Below are 15,670 nucleotides of genomic sequence, written 5' to 3' on the forward strand. Positions count from 1 at the left end.
CTCATTGGTCACCCCCCAGTGACTTTCAGCCAATCTACAGGACTTTGTAAGCATGCTTTGTAACGAAAGGATCACCATTCACGGACCCATCGGGCCTTCCAAGAGTCCGATCGGCCGTGTGACATGGGCTACAGGAGGCGCAACATACTAGGGAACTGCGCACCCCCTGGGGGACCAGGGTCTTTTTATGAGGTGGAGTTGGACATGAATACTCGCAAAAGATTGCTCGCTGTCGGTGCCACGGCCGCGCTTACGTCAGGGAGCTTTTTCCTGGCCGCTGCCCCGGCACAGGCGGACGTCGATTCGCCTGAATGCCTCTCAGCGCAGGCACAGTTCGAGGCCGCACTTGCCGACGCTGACCTGAGCGCTGAAGTTGTCGCACAGCTTGGCATAGCGCTCCAGGCGGTTCTGGATGCACAGGCCGTGCTGGACGGGCTTGAGCTGGAAGTTGACCTTGCAGTAGAGGAGGCACGGGCCAACCTTGATGCCGCGTTGCAGCTTCTCGCGGACGCGCAGCTGACTGTCGATGACCTGGAAGCCGATGTTCAGGTGATCCTTGACGGATTGCTGGCGGATCTCTTGATTGATCTCGACGCTGCAATTTCCGACCGGGAAGATGCGGAAGGGCTCGTGGACGGACTGGAAGCGCAAATCCAAGCCCTCCTTGATCTTGGGATACTCCCCGGAGACCCTGATCTGCTTGCACTTGAAACTCAGCTCGACCTAGCACTTGATCTCCTTGACGAGGCAGAAGGCGAGGTCCTCGACATTCAAGCCGTGGTTTCGCTCCTGCAGGGCGGTGATCTGGACGCCATCCTCGCAGCAGACCTCAGCGCGCTGTTGACCGCTGACGAGCTGCAGGCGCTGCTTGATCTCGATGCCGCCTTGGACGTTTTGGCCCAGCTCGAGCTCGACATCCTGGATCTCCAGGCTGCTTTGGACGCCGCTCTGAACCTCAACCTCGACGAGATCCTTGCAGCACAGCTGGACCTGGACATCGCACTAGGCCTGCTGGATGACCTTCGGATCATCGTCGGGGACATCGACGTTGACGACGCCGAACTCGAAGCACTCTTCGCCGCGGCGATCGCTGCGTGCAGCGGAGCGGACGCCGGCATCGATATTGACATCATCGTCGATGTCAACGTAGACGGCTCTGATGTCAACGTGAACGGATCGGATGACGATGACGATGACGATGACCACGATGGAGGTGGAGCCGGTGGCGGAGGGTCCTCCTACGATGATGACGATGACAAAGCCACCGCTGCGGGCGGAACCTACCGGTCAAGCAACCGCGGGATGAACATCCAGACGGCGGCTGCTTCCACAACCGCTGAGCCTGCAAACCTCGCCGGGCTTGCAGGCGTAGCCGGCGTCGGAGTCCTACTGACGGCTGCAGCACTCCGGCTGCACTCCCGGAAGTCCTCCAACCAGGCATAACGGGTGGGGTGCGGACGCAGTAACCTGCGCCCGCACCCTCCTTTTGTTTTGCGGATCGACCAGCGAAGAGGCACGCATGGATCAGGAAGACACCATAGTGAGTAGAATTTCCGCGCGGAAGGGCGCGCGGGTGATTGTCGTCGTCGTTGCCTTCCTGGTGGCGGCGCTCAGCCTTTCGGTGCTGTTCCTCGGACTGCCAACCGAACGCGCTGCGGACGCACTATCACCAGACGATCCAACCGGCGTCGCCTCACTTGAGGCGAGCGAGCAATCTGGCGAGCCTGGCCTTGCGGCGCAGGCTCCCGCGCCATCAGCCACGCCGACAGCCGTATCCTCCGACCAGCCGGACACCGAGGCGCCGGCGAGCGCACCGACCTGGTTGACCTACCCGGCAGCAGGAATCGACATGGCCATCACGCCCCTGACTCCAACACCGGCCGAGGTCGAGAGCCAGTCGCTTGTCCCTCCGCTCACCAAGGACCTCTATTGGCTCACACCGTTCGGTGCGCCGGGGGAGGGCTCGGACGACACCACCTACCTCACCGGGCACAGCTGGGATGATCAGGCTGCGCCGATGAACAGTTTGAGCACGCAGGCGGCCGTCGGTGACACCATCACTGTGCGCACTGAGGCCGGGACGGTTGAATACACGGTGGATTCGGTCACCACCCATGACAAGGACACACTGCGCACCAGCGACATCTGGGCGATCTCACCGCATCGGCTGGTCCTGATCAGCTGCTACACCGAGGATCTATGGGGTCGGAACATTGTTGTCACGGCGATGCCGAGCCAATGAACGCTCAGGTAGAGGGCGCTTCCTTTGGATCGTTCCCGTAGGCCTTCAGGACACGGTCAGCCGCGCCGCCGAGGTTCCACTCGACGGCTAGCCGCTTAAGCTCGCCGTGAGCGGACGCATCAAGGGGTTGGATGCGGGACTCGAAGGGCCCAAGGTCCAGGTCCCTTACGACCCCGACGACGACGGGGGCCACAGCGAGGTAGTCCGCCGCTGCGCTGAGCTTCTGCCGGATGGACGCGGACATGGACGCGGACTCATCAACACTTGCCTCGATGATCCCGTCCAGGTCAACAAACTCCTTCAGCAGGCTTGCCGCAGTCTTCTCGCCAATTCCGGAGACGCCGGGCAGCCCGTCGGACGTATCACCCCGCAGTGCAGCGAAATCCGCATACTGTCCGGGCAGAACACCGTACTTCCCAACGACCGTCACATCCGTCACTGACTCAAGCTTGCTCATCCCGCGTGCCGTGTAGAGCACGCGCACGCCACTGTCATCATCGACCAGTTGGAAGAGGTCCCTGTCTCCGGTGACTATGTCAACGGGAATTTCCGCCTGGCTCGCGAGGCTGCCGATGACGTCGTCGGCCTCGTGGTCGGCAGCGCCGATCACCGGGATCCTGAGGGCGGCCAGCACTTCCCGGATCAGTGGGAGCTGACTGATCAGCCCGGGCGGGGTCTCCTCCACGTCGACGCCGCCATCCACGACTTTCGCGACGCGGTGCTCCTTGTAACTGGGAATCAGGTCGACGCGCCACCCCGGCCGCCAATTGTTGTCCCAGCAAGCCACCAGGTGCGTTGGTTCGTAGTCGGTGACGAGGCGGGCGATCATGTCGAGCAGGCCGCGCGCAGCGTTCACGGGCGTACCGTCTGGCGCCTTCAGGCTGTCCGGCAGCCCGTAGAACGCGCGGAAGTAGAGGGAGGGAGTATCCAGAAGCATCAATCGGTCGGCCACACCTAGATCCTGCCATGACAGGCGCGAAGCGTCGCACCTCAATTTATCCACTCGATTGAAAAAAACTCTTGAACCTTCGAGCATTTCGGTACAAACTAGTGATCGGGCAACTCACACCTAAACGAATGTTGGGGAAATCATGAGTGGAATGATGCGGTGCCGCCACTGCCAGAGGACCTGGATTGTGGAGAGCAAAACCGCTGAAACGGTCACCTCGCAGAACCACGCCTTCCTTAATCCGGGCCACAAGACTGTGACCGTCTGGAAGCCGTCCGCGGAGCCTGCCGGCGCTTACGCCTGATTCCCCATTCGAACAAGCGGGAGAGCCCACGTGCCGGCGGCGATACCCGGCCGTGAAAGACTATTTGCATGGCAACCGAAAGCTCACCCGCCCCGTCTCCCAAGGAAGGTGTGCGGGAACGCACCCACCTCGGCCTTCTGATCGGCGATACCTGGCATTCACTCCAAACCCGCGTGGCCGAGCACCGCGGACGTGTCGAAACGATCATCCCCTACACCGGCTACGGAACCACCCAGTGGATCCGGGTCCTCGGCCGCGTGGTGCTGTCCAACCCCCGCGACTTGAAGCCGATAGCCGGCAAGGAAATGATGAAGCCGCTGAAGGAAGGGCTGCGGGGCTGGCGGAACTTCACCAGCGCTCCGGTCCGCTATGCGGAGGTGACGCTGGAATTTAACGGCTCCAGCGCCGTCGTGCATGCTGATCGCGGCGGAGTGATAGACGTCCACATTGAAGCCGATCTGGAGCCCGGGTGGCACAACGTCCGCCTGCGGTCGGGCGACTCCGTGGTGGCGGACGCACCGGTCCGCGTCGTCGAGGACAATGTGACCTTCGGTGTTGTGTCCGACATTGATGACACCGTCATGGTCACCGCGCTCCCGCGGCCGTTCCTCGCCGCCTGGAACACCTTCGTGCTGGACGAACATGCCCGCACACCCACTCCGGGGATGTCGGTCCTGATGGAGCGGATTGTCCGCAAGAACCCAGATGCACCGGTCCTGTATCTGTCCACCGGCGCCTGGAATGTAGCCCCTGCGCTGACCCGCTTCCTGTCCCGGAACCTGTACCCGGCCGGACCCAAACTGCTGACGGACTGGGGGCCTACCCGTGACAGGTGGTTCCGTAGCGGGCAGGAGCACAAACGCTCATCGCTGGAGCGGCTGGCGAAGGAGTTCCCCGAGGTCAAATGGCTCCTGATCGGCGACGACGGCCAGCATGATGAAGCGATCTACGCCGAGTTCGCCAGTAATCACCCGGACAACGTCGCGGCGATCGCGATCCGCCAGCTTTCGGCCGGTGAGGCGGTTCTCGCCGGTGGACGGTCGAAGTCACACCCGACGGAGTCCACGCCCGGGGTTCCATGGATCTACGCGCGGGATGGAGCCGGGATGTCGGAGCAGCTGAGCGCCCTGGGCATCGTGGAGGACGTTGTGCGCATTGATCCCGAAGACGAAGCCTAAGGTAGCCGAATAGGGCTCAGGGTGACCGGACGACGCCGTCGCTTGCCTTCGCTGCCTTCGCGGGGGCAACAGGCGGCAGGGGTTTGTAGACCCAGGCCACGAGCACCACGGAAGTGATCATGAGCAGGAACCACGAACCCAGCTTGTCCGGTGAGACGGGATGCCAGCCGTCCACCTGATCCGGGTACAGCCAGGCACCGGACAAGGTTCCGATGTTCTCTGCCAGCCAGATGAAGGCGGCAACAAGCAGGAAGGCCAGGATCAGCGGCATTCGATAGTGCCTGCGGAACACGCGGAAGTGCATGATGCACGGACCGTAGATGACCAACACCGCGGCGAGCAGGATCCAACGGGCGTCGAAGATGAAGTGGTGGGTGAAGAAGTTCGTGTAGATGGCGGCCGCAACGACCGCAGTGATCCAGCGGCGTGGATACCGGGCGAACTTCAGGTCGAACAGCCGGTACACGCGCACCATATAAGAACCCACCGCCGCGTACATGAAACCGCTGAATAGGGGCACGGCTCCCAGGCGCAGAACGCCGTCCGCCTCGTAGGACCAGGACCCCACGTCTGTCTTGAAGAGTTCCATGACGGTCCCGACAAGGTGAAACAGGATGATGACGCGTAGCTCGCGGGCCGTCTCCAGCCTGGTGGTGATCATCAAAACCTGGATGATGATCGCGGCGATGGTCAGGAAGTCGTTGCGGGCGAGCACCGCGTCCGCCGGGTACCAGAGCCGCGCACCCACAATTACGATGAGGAGCGCGGCTCCGAAGATGCAGGCCCAGCCCTGCTTGAGTCCGAAGACGAGGAACTCCGCGAGCCTGGCGCGGCCGCCGTTGGCCGGGGCGCGGTCCAGGAACCCGTGCGCCCAGTCATCGATCCCCTGCTCGAGGGCGGTGAACTTCTTCACGCCGTCGCCTTGGCGTCCAACTGGGTGAGGCAGTAGTTCCTGAAGCCGTGCCGCATCCGTTCCGGCAGCCGCGGGTAGACGACGGCGGTCATTCGCATCAGGACTTCGAAGCGCCGCTCGCGGCGGTTACTCCATTCGAGCCGGAACTCTTCCCGTACACGAGGGGGCAGGAGCCCGGCGGTGAGGAAACGGGCCAACGGCATGCTGAAGCGCAACCAGCCCGGCCCGTTCTCGGGGTAAAGCAGGTCCTGCGCCAGTTTCCGCGCGGCCGGGTCCACGCTCAGCCGGGTAAGGCCCGCCTCAAAGTAGTCCTCGAATGCGGACCGGTCCGGTGGCCACTGGTCCGCAGGCAACTGCAGGGCGGTGCCGATGGCCGCGTAGTCGGAATAGACGCGGTCCGCGGCGTCCTCATCGAGGGGACCGTATACCCGTTCATGCACGGTGACAGCAGTGTCATACAGTGTGGCAACCACCCAGAGCTGCAGGTCCGGGTCGTAGGCACTGTAGCCAGGGGTGCTGGCGGTGGCTGCGGTTCGCACCGGAGCATGCGCCCGATTCACCCGCCTCCGGACTTCGGCCCGCTGGGCATCGGTTCCGTACACGACGGCGTACACGTAGGTCATGGTGCCGCGCAGCCGGTCCAGTGGACGAGCGGCGAAGTCGCTGTGGGCTGCAATGCCGCGGCCGATAGCTGGGTTCGCCAACTGCAGCAGTATTGCGCGGCCCGCACCCGCGAGCAGCACCCCCTCTGCGCCGATATCGGCGAGTCCCCGAACCATCACCTCACCCTACTGGTTGGACTTGGACGCGCTGTGAGCGGCTTCGCCGGCCCTGCCCGATTCGGCCCGCACCGTGAGGAGGATGCGGCGCAGGCTCATCCCCAAACTGGCTGTCGCCTGCACGCGGCTCTGGGCGCTGGCCTCAGTGTCGATGCTGCGCATCAATTCCTCGAGCGTTGCCTCGGCGTCCGTCATCGCCTGCCCCTCCGGGTCCCAGTCCTCGATGGCTTTGGCAGTGCGGCTCATCGCGTCCCCAAGCGGCTTGACCAGGGCAGGTGCCAGGGGAGTGGCCTCGGGGCTGCGCCAGATGGCACCGGCCAGAACTTCGGTCATGTCCTGCAGGTGGAAAGCGATGCGTTCCATCGCCTGAAGCGAATGATAGTCGGCGTTGAGGTCGCGGTCGTGGCGCCGTCGTCGTACGTTGCCACGCTTGCTCGAGTCCGCAAGCTGTACAGCGGAGCGCACCTGCTGCCCAAGCTCCGTCAGCCGGCTTTCACGCTGTGCCCACTCCTCGTGTTCGGGCGGCCAGGTCTCGTTCAGGGCCGTCGCCATGTCGGACAACTGACGCGAAAGCATCCCACGGAAGTTCTCCAAACCGCGGATGGCGCCATTGAGGTGCAGGGGTGGGAACACGAGCATGTTGACCGCAAGGCCCACAACCACACCCACCAGCATCTGGATGAGGTAGCCGAAAGAGTACGCCTCGGGATCGTCGCCGCCGAGGAGCAGGACAAAGAGGGAGGCGATGGGGATCCAGTCCCTGCCCGCACCGAGTTTCGGTAGTCCGGCTGCAATCACGCCCACACCGACGACGACGGCGACGCTCAGCACGGATACGCTCCAGAGCAGAATGACCGGAATCGCCAGGGCGAACCCCACTGCGAGTCCGAGCAGCGTCTGCATTCCCTGACGGGCTGAACCGGCCACCGTCGGATACATACAGGCCACTGCTCCCAGCGGCGCGTAGTACGGGTACTGCGCAGCGACGCCCGGGACGCGCAGCGCGATCCACCAGGCGATGGCGGCCGCAAGGGCCGTCTTGACAGCCAGAAGCAGACGTTCGTGTGTGATGAGGTGCTGTGCACGAGTGCGCACGGTAGAACTCCTAAGCATGCTTGGCATCCGCCCAGTATTACAACCGAAAATGAGAGTTCAGTGTGTTCTCGTTCGTCGGCGTCGGAATTGTTGCGGACGGGCGCAACAATTCTTGATGGGCCGCGTGGCAGTGCCGTAACGTGAGCGCCAAGTTACTTCCGTAACGGGTCAGCGACTCCCCTCAAGGGGAGTGTGGGTGCCCCCATGTGGGCCTGACATTTGTTTCGCAGGAGTTCCCTGGCGCAATTACGCGCTGATAGGGCTATTTTTGCGTTCCCCTTCCTTATTACATACCTGTGCAGCCGCCGTCGAAGCGGCGTGCACGGATGTCCTATCGACCGAGGATACGAATGTCCCCACCGTCCAAGTCCGCACATTCCGTCGGCCCCCCGTCGCTTGAGCCCTACCATGCGCTGTCCTACGAGCTCTGGCCGCCGCGCACCCCCAACGCCGCAGAGACGCTCTGGCGCACCATCCGCGAGCTCGAGCAGACCAGCCCCGATTACGTGTCAGTCACCTACGGCGCGTCCGGCTCCAACCGGGATACCGCCTTCGAACTCCTCGGCCGGCTGCTGGGGGAAACCTCGCTCCGTCCGCTCGCGCACCTCACGTGCGTGGGCCACTCCCGTGAAAATCTGGAAAACCTGGTCGACGAACTCATCACCCGGGGGATACGGGGGATCCTCGCGCTGCGCGGCGATGCCCCGAAAGATACAACCCTCCCACCGGGCGACCTCTCCTATGCCAGCGACCTCGTGCGGTTGGTGCGCGAAACCGAACGCAGACGGACGGCGCACCTGTGTGCGGGCCGTCTCGCCGTAGGGGTCGCTGCCTATGCCACGAAGCACCCCGAGTCGCCGAGCTTCGACCACGACGTCGAAGCCCTCCTTGCCAAGCAGGCGGCCGGCGCTGACTTCGCCATCACCCAGTTGTTCTTCTTCCCCGACCAGTTCCAGCGCCTGGTTGCCGCAGCGAGGCGCGCCGGCGTCGAAATCCCTATCATTCCGGGCCTCATGCCACCCACCAGCGTCCGTCGCCTGGACCGCGCAAGCGAACTGGCCGGCCTCGAGATGGATCACCGGCTGCGGGACCGGCTAGCAGCCGCCGACGACGACGCCGCCCGCCGCCGCATCGGCGTGCAGGCCACGGTGGACCTCGCCAATGCAGCGCTCGACGCCGGTGCCCCCGGCATCCACCTCTACACCTTCAACGAGCACGCTGCCGCGCTGGACGTGCTCGAACACCTTGACCTGCGCCGACCGCCCGTCCGGGGCGGGCTCGGCCGCACCGCTTGATAAAACCTCACGAATGAACAGAACAGGAACTAAGAAATGAGCACTGAATTCCCCAAGGCAACCATCGTCGGTTACCCTCGCATCGGCCGCCGCCGCGAGTTGAAGAAAGCGGTAGAAGCATACTGGGCCGGCCGGATAACCGCCGCTGAACTTGAAGCGACCGCCCGCGAGCTGCGCACAACAACCTATGGGCGCCTGTCCGCGCTCGGCCTCGACGCAGGCAACTACTCGATCCCGGCGTCGTTCTCGCTCTATGACCAGGTTCTGGATACTGCCGTCACCTTCGGTGCCGTCTCGGACCGTTTCAAGGACCTGTACGACGCCGAGGGCTCGCTCGGTCTCGACGCCTACTTCACGCTGGCCCGCGGCGACAAGGAACGCCAGCCGCTTGAGATGACGAAGTGGTTCGACACCAACTACCACTACCTGGTTCCAGAAATCGGGCCCGACACCGCGCTCTCGCTGGCCAACGACTGGATCCTCCGCGACGTCGCTGAGGCCGCCGAGGCCGGGTACAGCGTGCGTCCCACCCTGATTGGCCCGGTCACGTTCCTGCTGCTCAGCAAGGCCGCCGACGAGGCGCCGGCCGGCTTCAACCCGCTGACCCGCCTCGAGGACATCCTCCCGCTCTACGTCGAGCTGCTCGGCAAGCTCGCAGATGCGGGTGTGAAGTGGGTCCAGCTGGAAGAGCCCTCGCTCGTGGCAGACCAGGCGATCGACGAGGCGGAGGTGGCTGCCGCCGTCGAGCGTTCCTACGCGGTGCTGGCCACAGAAACCTCCAAGCGTCCGGCAATCCTGGTCACGACGCAGTACGGCTCCCTCGGATCGCTGCTGCCCGTGCTGGCCGGAACAGAGATCGACGCCCTGCACATCGACGCCTTCAAGGGCAGCGTGCCGACTGCTTCGGAGCTCGCCAAGCTGGGCAATACCACCTTGGTTGCAGGTGTGGTTGACGGTCACAACATCTGGAAAGCGGATCTCGGCGTAGCCGCACAGAAGCTGACCGAGCTTGAGGCAACTGTTGGCTCGCTCGCGGTTTCCACCTCCACCTCGCTGCAGCACGTGCCACACGACGTCGAGGACGAGCAGCAGCTCGATGCCCAGCTCCGCAGCTGGCTCGCCTTCGCGGAACAGAAGGTCGTTGAGGTTGTCACCCTCTCGAAGCTGATCGGCAACCCGGGTGCGATCGACGCGGAAATCACCTCCGCCGCCGAGGTCCTGTCCTCACGGGCCGGCGCCGCCGGAGTGAACCGCAAGGAGGTCCGGGACCGCGCCGCCGCGCTCTCGTCGTCGGACTTCTCCCGTGGAGACTACAACGCACGGCTTGCTGCACAGGACGAGGCTCTCGGGCTGCCGGCACTGCCGACCACCACGATCGGTTCCTTCCCGCAGACGGCCGAGGTGCGCTCGGCCCGTGCCCGCGCCAACAAGGGTGACCTTACGGCCGAGCAGTACGAGCAGCTGATGAAGGACGAGATCAAGCGCGTCATCGACCTGCAGGAGGACCTCGGCTTCGACGTCCTGGTTCATGGTGAGCCCGAGCGCAACGACATGGTCCAGTACTTCGCCGAGAACCTCGATGGCTTCGACGTCACGGTGCACGGTTGGGTCCAGTCCTACGGTTCGCGCTGCACCCGCCCCTCAATCCTGTGGGGTGATGTCAGCCGCCCGGCGCCGATCACGGTGCCGTGGGCCCAGTTCGCTCAGTCGCTGACCGAGAAGCCCGTGAAGGGCATGCTGACAGGGCCGGTGACCATCCTCGCGTGGTCCTTCGTCCGTGACGACCTTCCGTTGGGTGAAACCGCCAACCAGGTTGCGCTCGCCCTCCGCGACGAGGTCTCCGACCTCGAAGCCGCCGGCATCAAGGTTATTCAGGTGGATGAGCCGGCTCTGCGCGAGCTGCTGCCGCTGCGGAAGGCGGACCAGCCCGAGTACCTTGTATGGTCCGTTGACTCGTTCAAGCTCTCCACCGCATCCGCGGCGCCCTCCACACAGATTCACACGCACCTGTGCTACTCCGAGTTCGGTGCCATCATCGATGCCATCGACGGCCTGGATGCTGACGTCACCTCGATCGAGGCTGCCCGGTCCCGGATGGAGGTTGTGCATGACCTTGAGTCCCATGGCTTCAAGCGCGGCGTCGGCCCGGGCGTCTACGACATCCACTCACCGCGGGTTCCCGGTCAGGACGAGGTTTCCGAGCTGCTCGAGAAGGCCGTCCAGCACGTACCGGCCCGTCAACTGTGGGTCAACCCGGACTGCGGCCTGAAGACCCGCGGTTACGCAGAGACCGAGGAGTCGCTGCGGAACCTGGTGAACGCCACAGTTGCTGTGCGTGCGCAGCTTGAGGCGCCGGTTTCCTAGTTCCGCTGCCCGCTGAGTGCGCGGATCACCACCTTTCGCTTCGGCGAAGCGGTGATGATCTGCGCGCTCAGCGTCGTTTAACGGGCCTCAGGCCGGACGGCGGGTGATCCGCGGGGCAATGCTGCGGTCCTTCAGGATGTCCGCCAGCTGATCCATGAACAGTCGCACCGGCGTGGTCTGCTTTCCGGCGATCTGCAGGGCGAAGATACTGCGGGCGAGGCGGATCTCCGGCACGTCGAGGGCCACGATGCCCTGCGGTGCGTGCAGCATCGCCAGTTCGGGGACCAGCGCCGCACCCAATCCTGCGGCGCTCATCTCCAGGCTGGCGTTGAAGTCGTCGCAGTACGCAGCGATGCGGGGGTGCAGGTTGCAGCTCGCGAAGAGCCGCTCGATCACTGTGGCATCGGCCGTGCCGGGATGATGCATGATCCAGGGCATGTCAGCCAGCTGCTCCGCGGATACGGCCGAGCCTTCGGGGATTCCCCACGCGGCGGGAAGCACCACCCGGAAGTTGTCGTCCCCGATCCACTGCCGGTTCACGGTCGACGGCCACGCCAAGCCGCCCTGCCCCACCTGGAACACCAGCGCGAGGTCCAGTTCCCCGCCCGTCCGCAGTCCGTGGATGGTCTGCGCCGGTTCCCCGACGAAGACCTTCAGGCTGATCCCGAGTTGCTGCCACTGTGGCGTGCGCAGGAGCCGCGGCAGGGCGAAGGTGGCGAGGCTGGGGAAGATCCCAAGCCGCAGTTCCTGTGACGTCGCAGCCCCGGCTTTGGCCGTGGAGGCCATCAGCGTATCGATGTCCGTGAGCACTTTGGTGGCATGCCGGGACATCACGACGGCGGCTTCCGTAGGCACGGCGCTCCGTGCGGACCGCGTGAACAACGTGACACCGGTATCCCGTTCCAGGGCGGACATCTGCTGCGACACAGCTGACGCCGTGTATCCCAGGCGTGCGGCGGCCGAGGCGAAGGAGCCGTGCCGGATGACTTCAAGCAGCGTTCGAAGGTGAACAGGATTGACCACGTCCCCATCCTTCCACTGCACCAGGCCGGTAAGAGTCACCTGACCAATCCGGGTTCGTTTCGTCTCCGAACAATATCCGAACTATCTCAAGCAGCAGGGCTAGCTTCGCACGACATGTCGTCGGCTCCTGCTGCCCGCGAAAGAGGAGCTTAGATGACAGGCAGTGCCCACGACACCCAGATTCCCGGACGGCGTCGTATCGCGGTTGTGGGGAGCGGTGTCGCAGGGCTTACCGCCGCCTGGATCCTCAAACGTGACCACTCGGTGACCCTGTACGAGTCGGACAACCGTGCCGGCGGACATGCCCACACCCACCCGATGGAACTCGCGGACGGCAGCATCACAGGCGTCGACACAGGATTCATCGTCCACAACGACCGCACCTATCCCACCCTCACGCGCCTGTTCGAAGAGCTCGGTGTCCAAACGCAGGAATCGGACATGACCATGTCGGTGCGCTGCGACGGGTGCGGGCTGGAGTACGCCGGCGCCAAGGGCGGACAGGGCGTGTTCGCGCAGCCGCGGTCCTTCACCCGCGGACGCTACCTGCGCATGCTGGTGGAGATCCTGCGCTTCCAGGCAAGCGCCCGGGCGCTGCTGCGGGAAACAGAAACGGCCGACGACGACGGCGCCACGCTGGGCGAGTTCCTCAGCAGGGGGAAGTTCAGCGACTACTTCACCGCCCACTTCATGACACCCGTCGTCTCGGCGGTCTGGTCCTGTGACCCGCGGACAGCGCTTCAGTATCCCGCGCGTTACCTGTTCACCTTCCTTGACCACCACGGCATGCTCACCATCCGGAATTCGCCGCAGTGGCGGACCGTGACAGGGGGGTCCGGCGAGTACGTGCGGAAGATCACCGACAGCCTCGACGAGGTCCTGCTCGGCACCCCGGTGACGGGCGTCCGGAAGGTGGCTGACGGCGTCGTCGTGACCGCGGACGGTGAATCGCGGCTCTTTGACGGTGCGGTGATTGCCGCCCACCCCGAACAGGCGCTGGCGATGCTGGGAGAACCTACCCCGCTCGAGGAAGCGGTCCTCGGTTTCCTGCCGTATTCGCGTAACCACGCACTCTTCCACACCGACGAATCCGTGCTGCCGCGCAGCGAAAACGCACGCTCCTCCTGGAACTACCGCCTGCCCTCCTGCCACACGCCGCCCGACCGCGTCCTGGTCACCTACGACCTGAGCCGGCTGCAGCGCCTTGACGCCAGCGCAGGTCGGCGGTTCCTCGTCAGCCTCGGCGAGGACCGGATCGATCAGTCAAAGGTGATCGAAACCATGACCTACGACCACCCCCAGTACACACCCACCTCGTTTGCGGCCCAGGGCAGGTTGGCAGAGTTGAGCGATGACCTTGTTGCCTTCGCGGGCGCCTACCATGGGTGGGGATTCCACGAGGATGGTGCGCTCTCAGGGCGCCGGGCCGCTGAACGCCTCGGCGGATCGTGGCTCCTCGATGCCGATGCCGACTACGGTGACCTCGTGGACTCGCCGGTATGAAACCAAGCCTCTATGCGACCAGCATCCGCCACGTCCGGCGAAGTCCGCTCCGCAACGAATTCACGTACCGCAGCTTCAGCTGGTTCGTGGACCTCGACGAGCTGCCGCAGTTGCCCCGGTGGTTGCGTCCATTCGCGGTATTTTCAGCGGCGGACCATCTGGGGGACCCGGCGTCGTCGCTCCGGTCCAATGTGTTGGCCTTCCTTGCCTCCCAGGGAATCGACGACGGCGGCACCGTCACCATGCTGGGCAGCGCCCGGGTGCTCGGCCACGTCTTCAACCCGTTGACCCTCTTCTGGTGCCACGGCAGAAACGGTGAGCCAAGCGTCGTCATCGCCGAAGTGCACAACACCTACGGTGAGCGGCACTGCTACCTCCTCCAGCCTGACCACGCCGGCCGCGCCGAGGTGGCCAAGGAGTTCTACGTATCACCTTTCAACGACGTCTCCGGCACCTACGACATGCGCGTGCCGCAACCGGACGAGCAACTGGCCATCGCCATCACCCTCCACCGGCCGGACCACTCGCCCTTCATCGCCACCATGACCGGACGCCGGATGCCCGCCACAACGTGGAACATCATCCGCATGACCGCCGCCATACCGATGGCGCCGCTCCGGGCGGCCGTGCAGATACGGTGGCAGGGAATTAGACTCTGGCTGCGCCGACTTCCCGTCCACGCCAGAGAACACCATGAACAACAGGAGCCAGTGAGATGAGCACCACCGTCACCCGGTCCCGCGCCAACGTCGATCCGCAGATCTGGCCGGGGATCGCATACGTTCCCTCCGGCCCGCGGACCCGCATAGCCGCGGCGCTCGCCGAGAAGATCTTCACCGCGGCCGTGAACCGGCTGCCGCTGCGGGTGGTGTACGACGACGGGACCGTGCTGGGCGGCGCGCGCCGCCGCACCCTGGAAGACAACACCCCTGAAATGCGGATCCACCGGCAGGGGGACTTCTTCGCGAGGTTGGGAGACAACGGGCTCATCGGGTTGGGCGAGTCATTCATGGCGCAGGACTGGACGGCGTCGGACCTCACATCCGTCATGGAGGTGTTTGCGGCGCAGGCGGCGCACCTCGTTCCCGTTCCCCTCCAGAAGCTGCGCGGGCTCTACCTGCCGAAGCCGCCGCGGAAGGAACGCAACAGCACAGCCAACACCCGGTCAAACATCTCACGGCATTACGACCTCTCCAATGAGCTCTTCGCGCTGTTCCTGGACAACACCATGTCCTATTCAAGCGCCCTGTTTGACGCCTCTGGTCCGCGGCTCCTCGACGTCCGGTGGCAGGACTTCGCCGAGGCACAGCAGCGCAAGATCGACCGCCTGCTGGATCAGGCTTCGGTCGGTGCGGGGACACGCGTGCTCGAGATCGGTACGGGCTGGGGAGAGCTGGCCATCAGGGCAGCCCGCCGCGGAGCGCACGTCGTCTCAGTGACCCTGTCCAGTGAACAGAAGCAACTGGCGGAAGAGCGCATCGCAGAGGCCGGGTTCTCCGGGCAGGTCAGGGTGGAACTGAAGGACTACCGGGCGGTGGAGGGAGAGTACGACGCCATCGTGTCGGTGGAGATGATCGAAGCCGTCGGGCACGAGTACTGGGGTGTCTACTTCCAGACGATCGACCGGCTTCTCGCTCCCGGAGGGCGCGTAGCCATCCAGGCAATCACGATGCCGCACGAGCGGATGATGGCTACCCGCCGTTCCTACACCTGGATCCACAAGTACATCTTCCCGGGCGGTTTCATACCCTCCGTGCGCGCTATCGAGGACATCACGGACCGCTCCACCAGCCTGCGCGTGCGCGAGCGGCTGTCGATGGGAGACCACTACGCACAGACCCTCCGGCTGTGGGAGGAGCGGTTCCTGGCCAACAGCCCGGAGGTTGAGGATCTGGGTTTCGACGAGGTATTCCAGCGCATGTGGTTGTTCTACCTTTGCTACTCGCGCGCCGGTTTCCAGGCCGGCTACCTCGATGTCCAACAGCTGATCTTCGACCGCCGTCCCTCATGAGGAGTTCCCAGTGA

At 64.4% G+C, this 15,670-nt stretch carries 13 protein-coding genes; 8 read left to right on the forward strand and 5 right to left on the reverse strand.

What is annotated here, in order from left to right:
• Positions 1-204 precede the first annotated feature (204 nt).
• Together BJ994_RS06285 and BJ994_RS06290 are read left to right on the forward strand one after the other, a co-directional pair.
• The gene (locus BJ994_RS06285) at positions 205-1,443 is read left to right on the forward strand and encodes a hypothetical protein (RefSeq protein WP_167992590.1); all 1,239 of its coding nucleotides are present in this window, start codon (positions 205-207) and stop codon (positions 1,441-1,443) included.
• A 97-nt stretch (positions 1,444-1,540) separates the two neighbouring features.
• Entirely contained in the window at positions 1,541-2,242 is a 702-nt protein-coding gene (locus BJ994_RS06290) for a sortase domain-bontaining protein (RefSeq protein ID WP_167992592.1), read from the forward strand.
• A 4-nt stretch (positions 2,243-2,246) separates the two neighbouring features.
• Here the strand turns inward: BJ994_RS06290 and BJ994_RS06295 are convergent, their stop codons facing one another.
• Positions 2,247-3,194, reverse strand: coding sequence for a 5'-3' exonuclease (locus BJ994_RS06295; RefSeq protein ID WP_342450302.1), 948 nt, complete (start codon positions 3,192-3,194; stop codon positions 2,247-2,249).
• Between the two features lie 369 nt (positions 3,195-3,563).
• Here BJ994_RS06295 and BJ994_RS06300 point away from each other — a divergent pair, with 369 nt between their 5' ends.
• Positions 3,564-4,673, forward strand: a complete 1,110-nt coding sequence (locus BJ994_RS06300; protein ID WP_167992594.1) for an App1 family protein phosphatidate phosphatase — start codon at positions 3,564-3,566, stop codon at positions 4,671-4,673.
• A 16-nt stretch (positions 4,674-4,689) separates the two neighbouring features.
• Here the strand turns inward: BJ994_RS06300 and BJ994_RS06305 are convergent, their stop codons facing one another.
• From BJ994_RS06305 to BJ994_RS06315, 3 genes are read right to left on the reverse strand one after another with little or no spacing between them, the layout of a single operon-like run.
• Complete coding sequence (locus BJ994_RS06305; RefSeq protein ID WP_167992597.1) at positions 4,690-5,586, reverse strand: DUF817 family protein; 897 nt, start codon at positions 5,584-5,586, stop codon at positions 4,690-4,692.
• Positions 5,583-6,365, reverse strand: a complete 783-nt coding sequence (locus tag BJ994_RS06310; protein ID WP_167992599.1) for an oxygenase MpaB family protein — start codon at positions 6,363-6,365, stop codon at positions 5,583-5,585. The genes BJ994_RS06305 and BJ994_RS06310 overlap by 4 nt, the downstream gene beginning before the upstream one ends.
• A gap of 9 nt (positions 6,366-6,374) precedes the next feature.
• On the reverse strand, positions 6,375-7,460 hold the full coding sequence (locus BJ994_RS06315; RefSeq protein WP_167992602.1) for an aromatic acid exporter family protein: 1,086 nt from the start codon (positions 7,458-7,460) through the stop codon (positions 6,375-6,377).
• Between the two features lie 350 nt (positions 7,461-7,810).
• On the opposite strand from BJ994_RS06315, the gene BJ994_RS06320 reads away from it, so the two are divergent.
• Together BJ994_RS06320 and metE are read left to right on the forward strand one after the other, a co-directional pair.
• Positions 7,811-8,755, forward strand: coding sequence for a methylenetetrahydrofolate reductase (locus tag BJ994_RS06320; protein ID WP_167992604.1), 945 nt, complete (start codon positions 7,811-7,813; stop codon positions 8,753-8,755).
• A 36-nt stretch (positions 8,756-8,791) separates the two neighbouring features.
• The gene (gene metE / locus BJ994_RS06325; protein ID WP_167992607.1) at positions 8,792-11,119 is read left to right on the forward strand and encodes a 5-methyltetrahydropteroyltriglutamate--homocysteine S-methyltransferase; all 2,328 of its coding nucleotides are present in this window, start codon (positions 8,792-8,794) and stop codon (positions 11,117-11,119) included.
• 87 nt (positions 11,120-11,206) lie between these two features.
• On the opposite strand, the gene BJ994_RS06330 is transcribed toward metE, so the two are convergent.
• Positions 11,207-12,142 carry a LysR substrate-binding domain-containing protein gene (locus tag BJ994_RS06330; protein ID WP_167992609.1) on the reverse strand — a complete coding sequence of 312 codons (936 nt, stop codon included), beginning with the start codon at positions 12,140-12,142 and terminating at the stop codon, positions 11,207-11,209.
• A gap of 153 nt (positions 12,143-12,295) precedes the next feature.
• Here BJ994_RS06330 and BJ994_RS06335 point away from each other — a divergent pair, with 153 nt between their 5' ends.
• The 3 genes from BJ994_RS06335 to BJ994_RS06345 are packed head-to-tail and all read left to right on the forward strand — an operon-like array spanning position 12,296 to position 15,656.
• Positions 12,296-13,645 carry an NAD(P)/FAD-dependent oxidoreductase gene (locus BJ994_RS06335; RefSeq protein WP_167992612.1) on the forward strand — a complete coding sequence of 450 codons (1,350 nt, stop codon included), beginning with the start codon at positions 12,296-12,298 and terminating at the stop codon, positions 13,643-13,645.
• Complete coding sequence (locus BJ994_RS06340) at positions 13,642-14,364, forward strand: DUF1365 domain-containing protein (protein WP_167992614.1); 723 nt, start codon at positions 13,642-13,644, stop codon at positions 14,362-14,364. Before BJ994_RS06335 ends, BJ994_RS06340 begins: the two co-directional genes overlap by 4 nt.
• Positions 14,361-15,656, forward strand: a complete 1,296-nt coding sequence (locus BJ994_RS06345) for an SAM-dependent methyltransferase (protein ID WP_167992616.1) — start codon at positions 14,361-14,363, stop codon at positions 15,654-15,656. The genes BJ994_RS06340 and BJ994_RS06345 overlap by 4 nt, the downstream gene beginning before the upstream one ends.
• The last annotated feature ends 14 nt before the right edge of the window (positions 15,657-15,670 follow it).

Origin of the sequence: Arthrobacter pigmenti (assembly GCF_011927905.1) — a bacterium.
GTDB lineage: Bacteria > Actinomycetota > Actinomycetes > Actinomycetales > Micrococcaceae > Arthrobacter_D > Arthrobacter_D pigmenti.

Bases quoted from the DNA above. Each gene is read 5' to 3' on its own strand.
- BJ994_RS06285 (WP_167992590.1), top strand. From the start codon at position 205: ATGAATACTCGCAAAAGATTGCTCGCTGTCGGTGCCACGGCCGCGCTT.
- BJ994_RS06300 (WP_167992594.1), top strand. From the start codon at position 3,564: ATGGCAACCGAAAGCTCACCCGCCCCGTCTCCCAAGGAAGGTGTGCGG.
- BJ994_RS06310 (WP_167992599.1), bottom strand. From the start codon at position 6,365: ATGGTTCGGGGACTCGCCGATATCGGCGCAGAGGGGGTGCTGCTCGCG.
- BJ994_RS06320 (WP_167992604.1), top strand. From the start codon at position 7,811: ATGTCCCCACCGTCCAAGTCCGCACATTCCGTCGGCCCCCCGTCGCTT.
- metE (WP_167992607.1), top strand. From the start codon at position 8,792: ATGAGCACTGAATTCCCCAAGGCAACCATCGTCGGTTACCCTCGCATC.
- BJ994_RS06335 (WP_167992612.1), top strand. From the start codon at position 12,296: ATGACAGGCAGTGCCCACGACACCCAGATTCCCGGACGGCGTCGTATC.
- BJ994_RS06340 (WP_167992614.1), top strand. From the start codon at position 13,642: ATGAAACCAAGCCTCTATGCGACCAGCATCCGCCACGTCCGGCGAAGT.
- BJ994_RS06345 (WP_167992616.1), top strand. From the start codon at position 14,361: ATGAGCACCACCGTCACCCGGTCCCGCGCCAACGTCGATCCGCAGATC.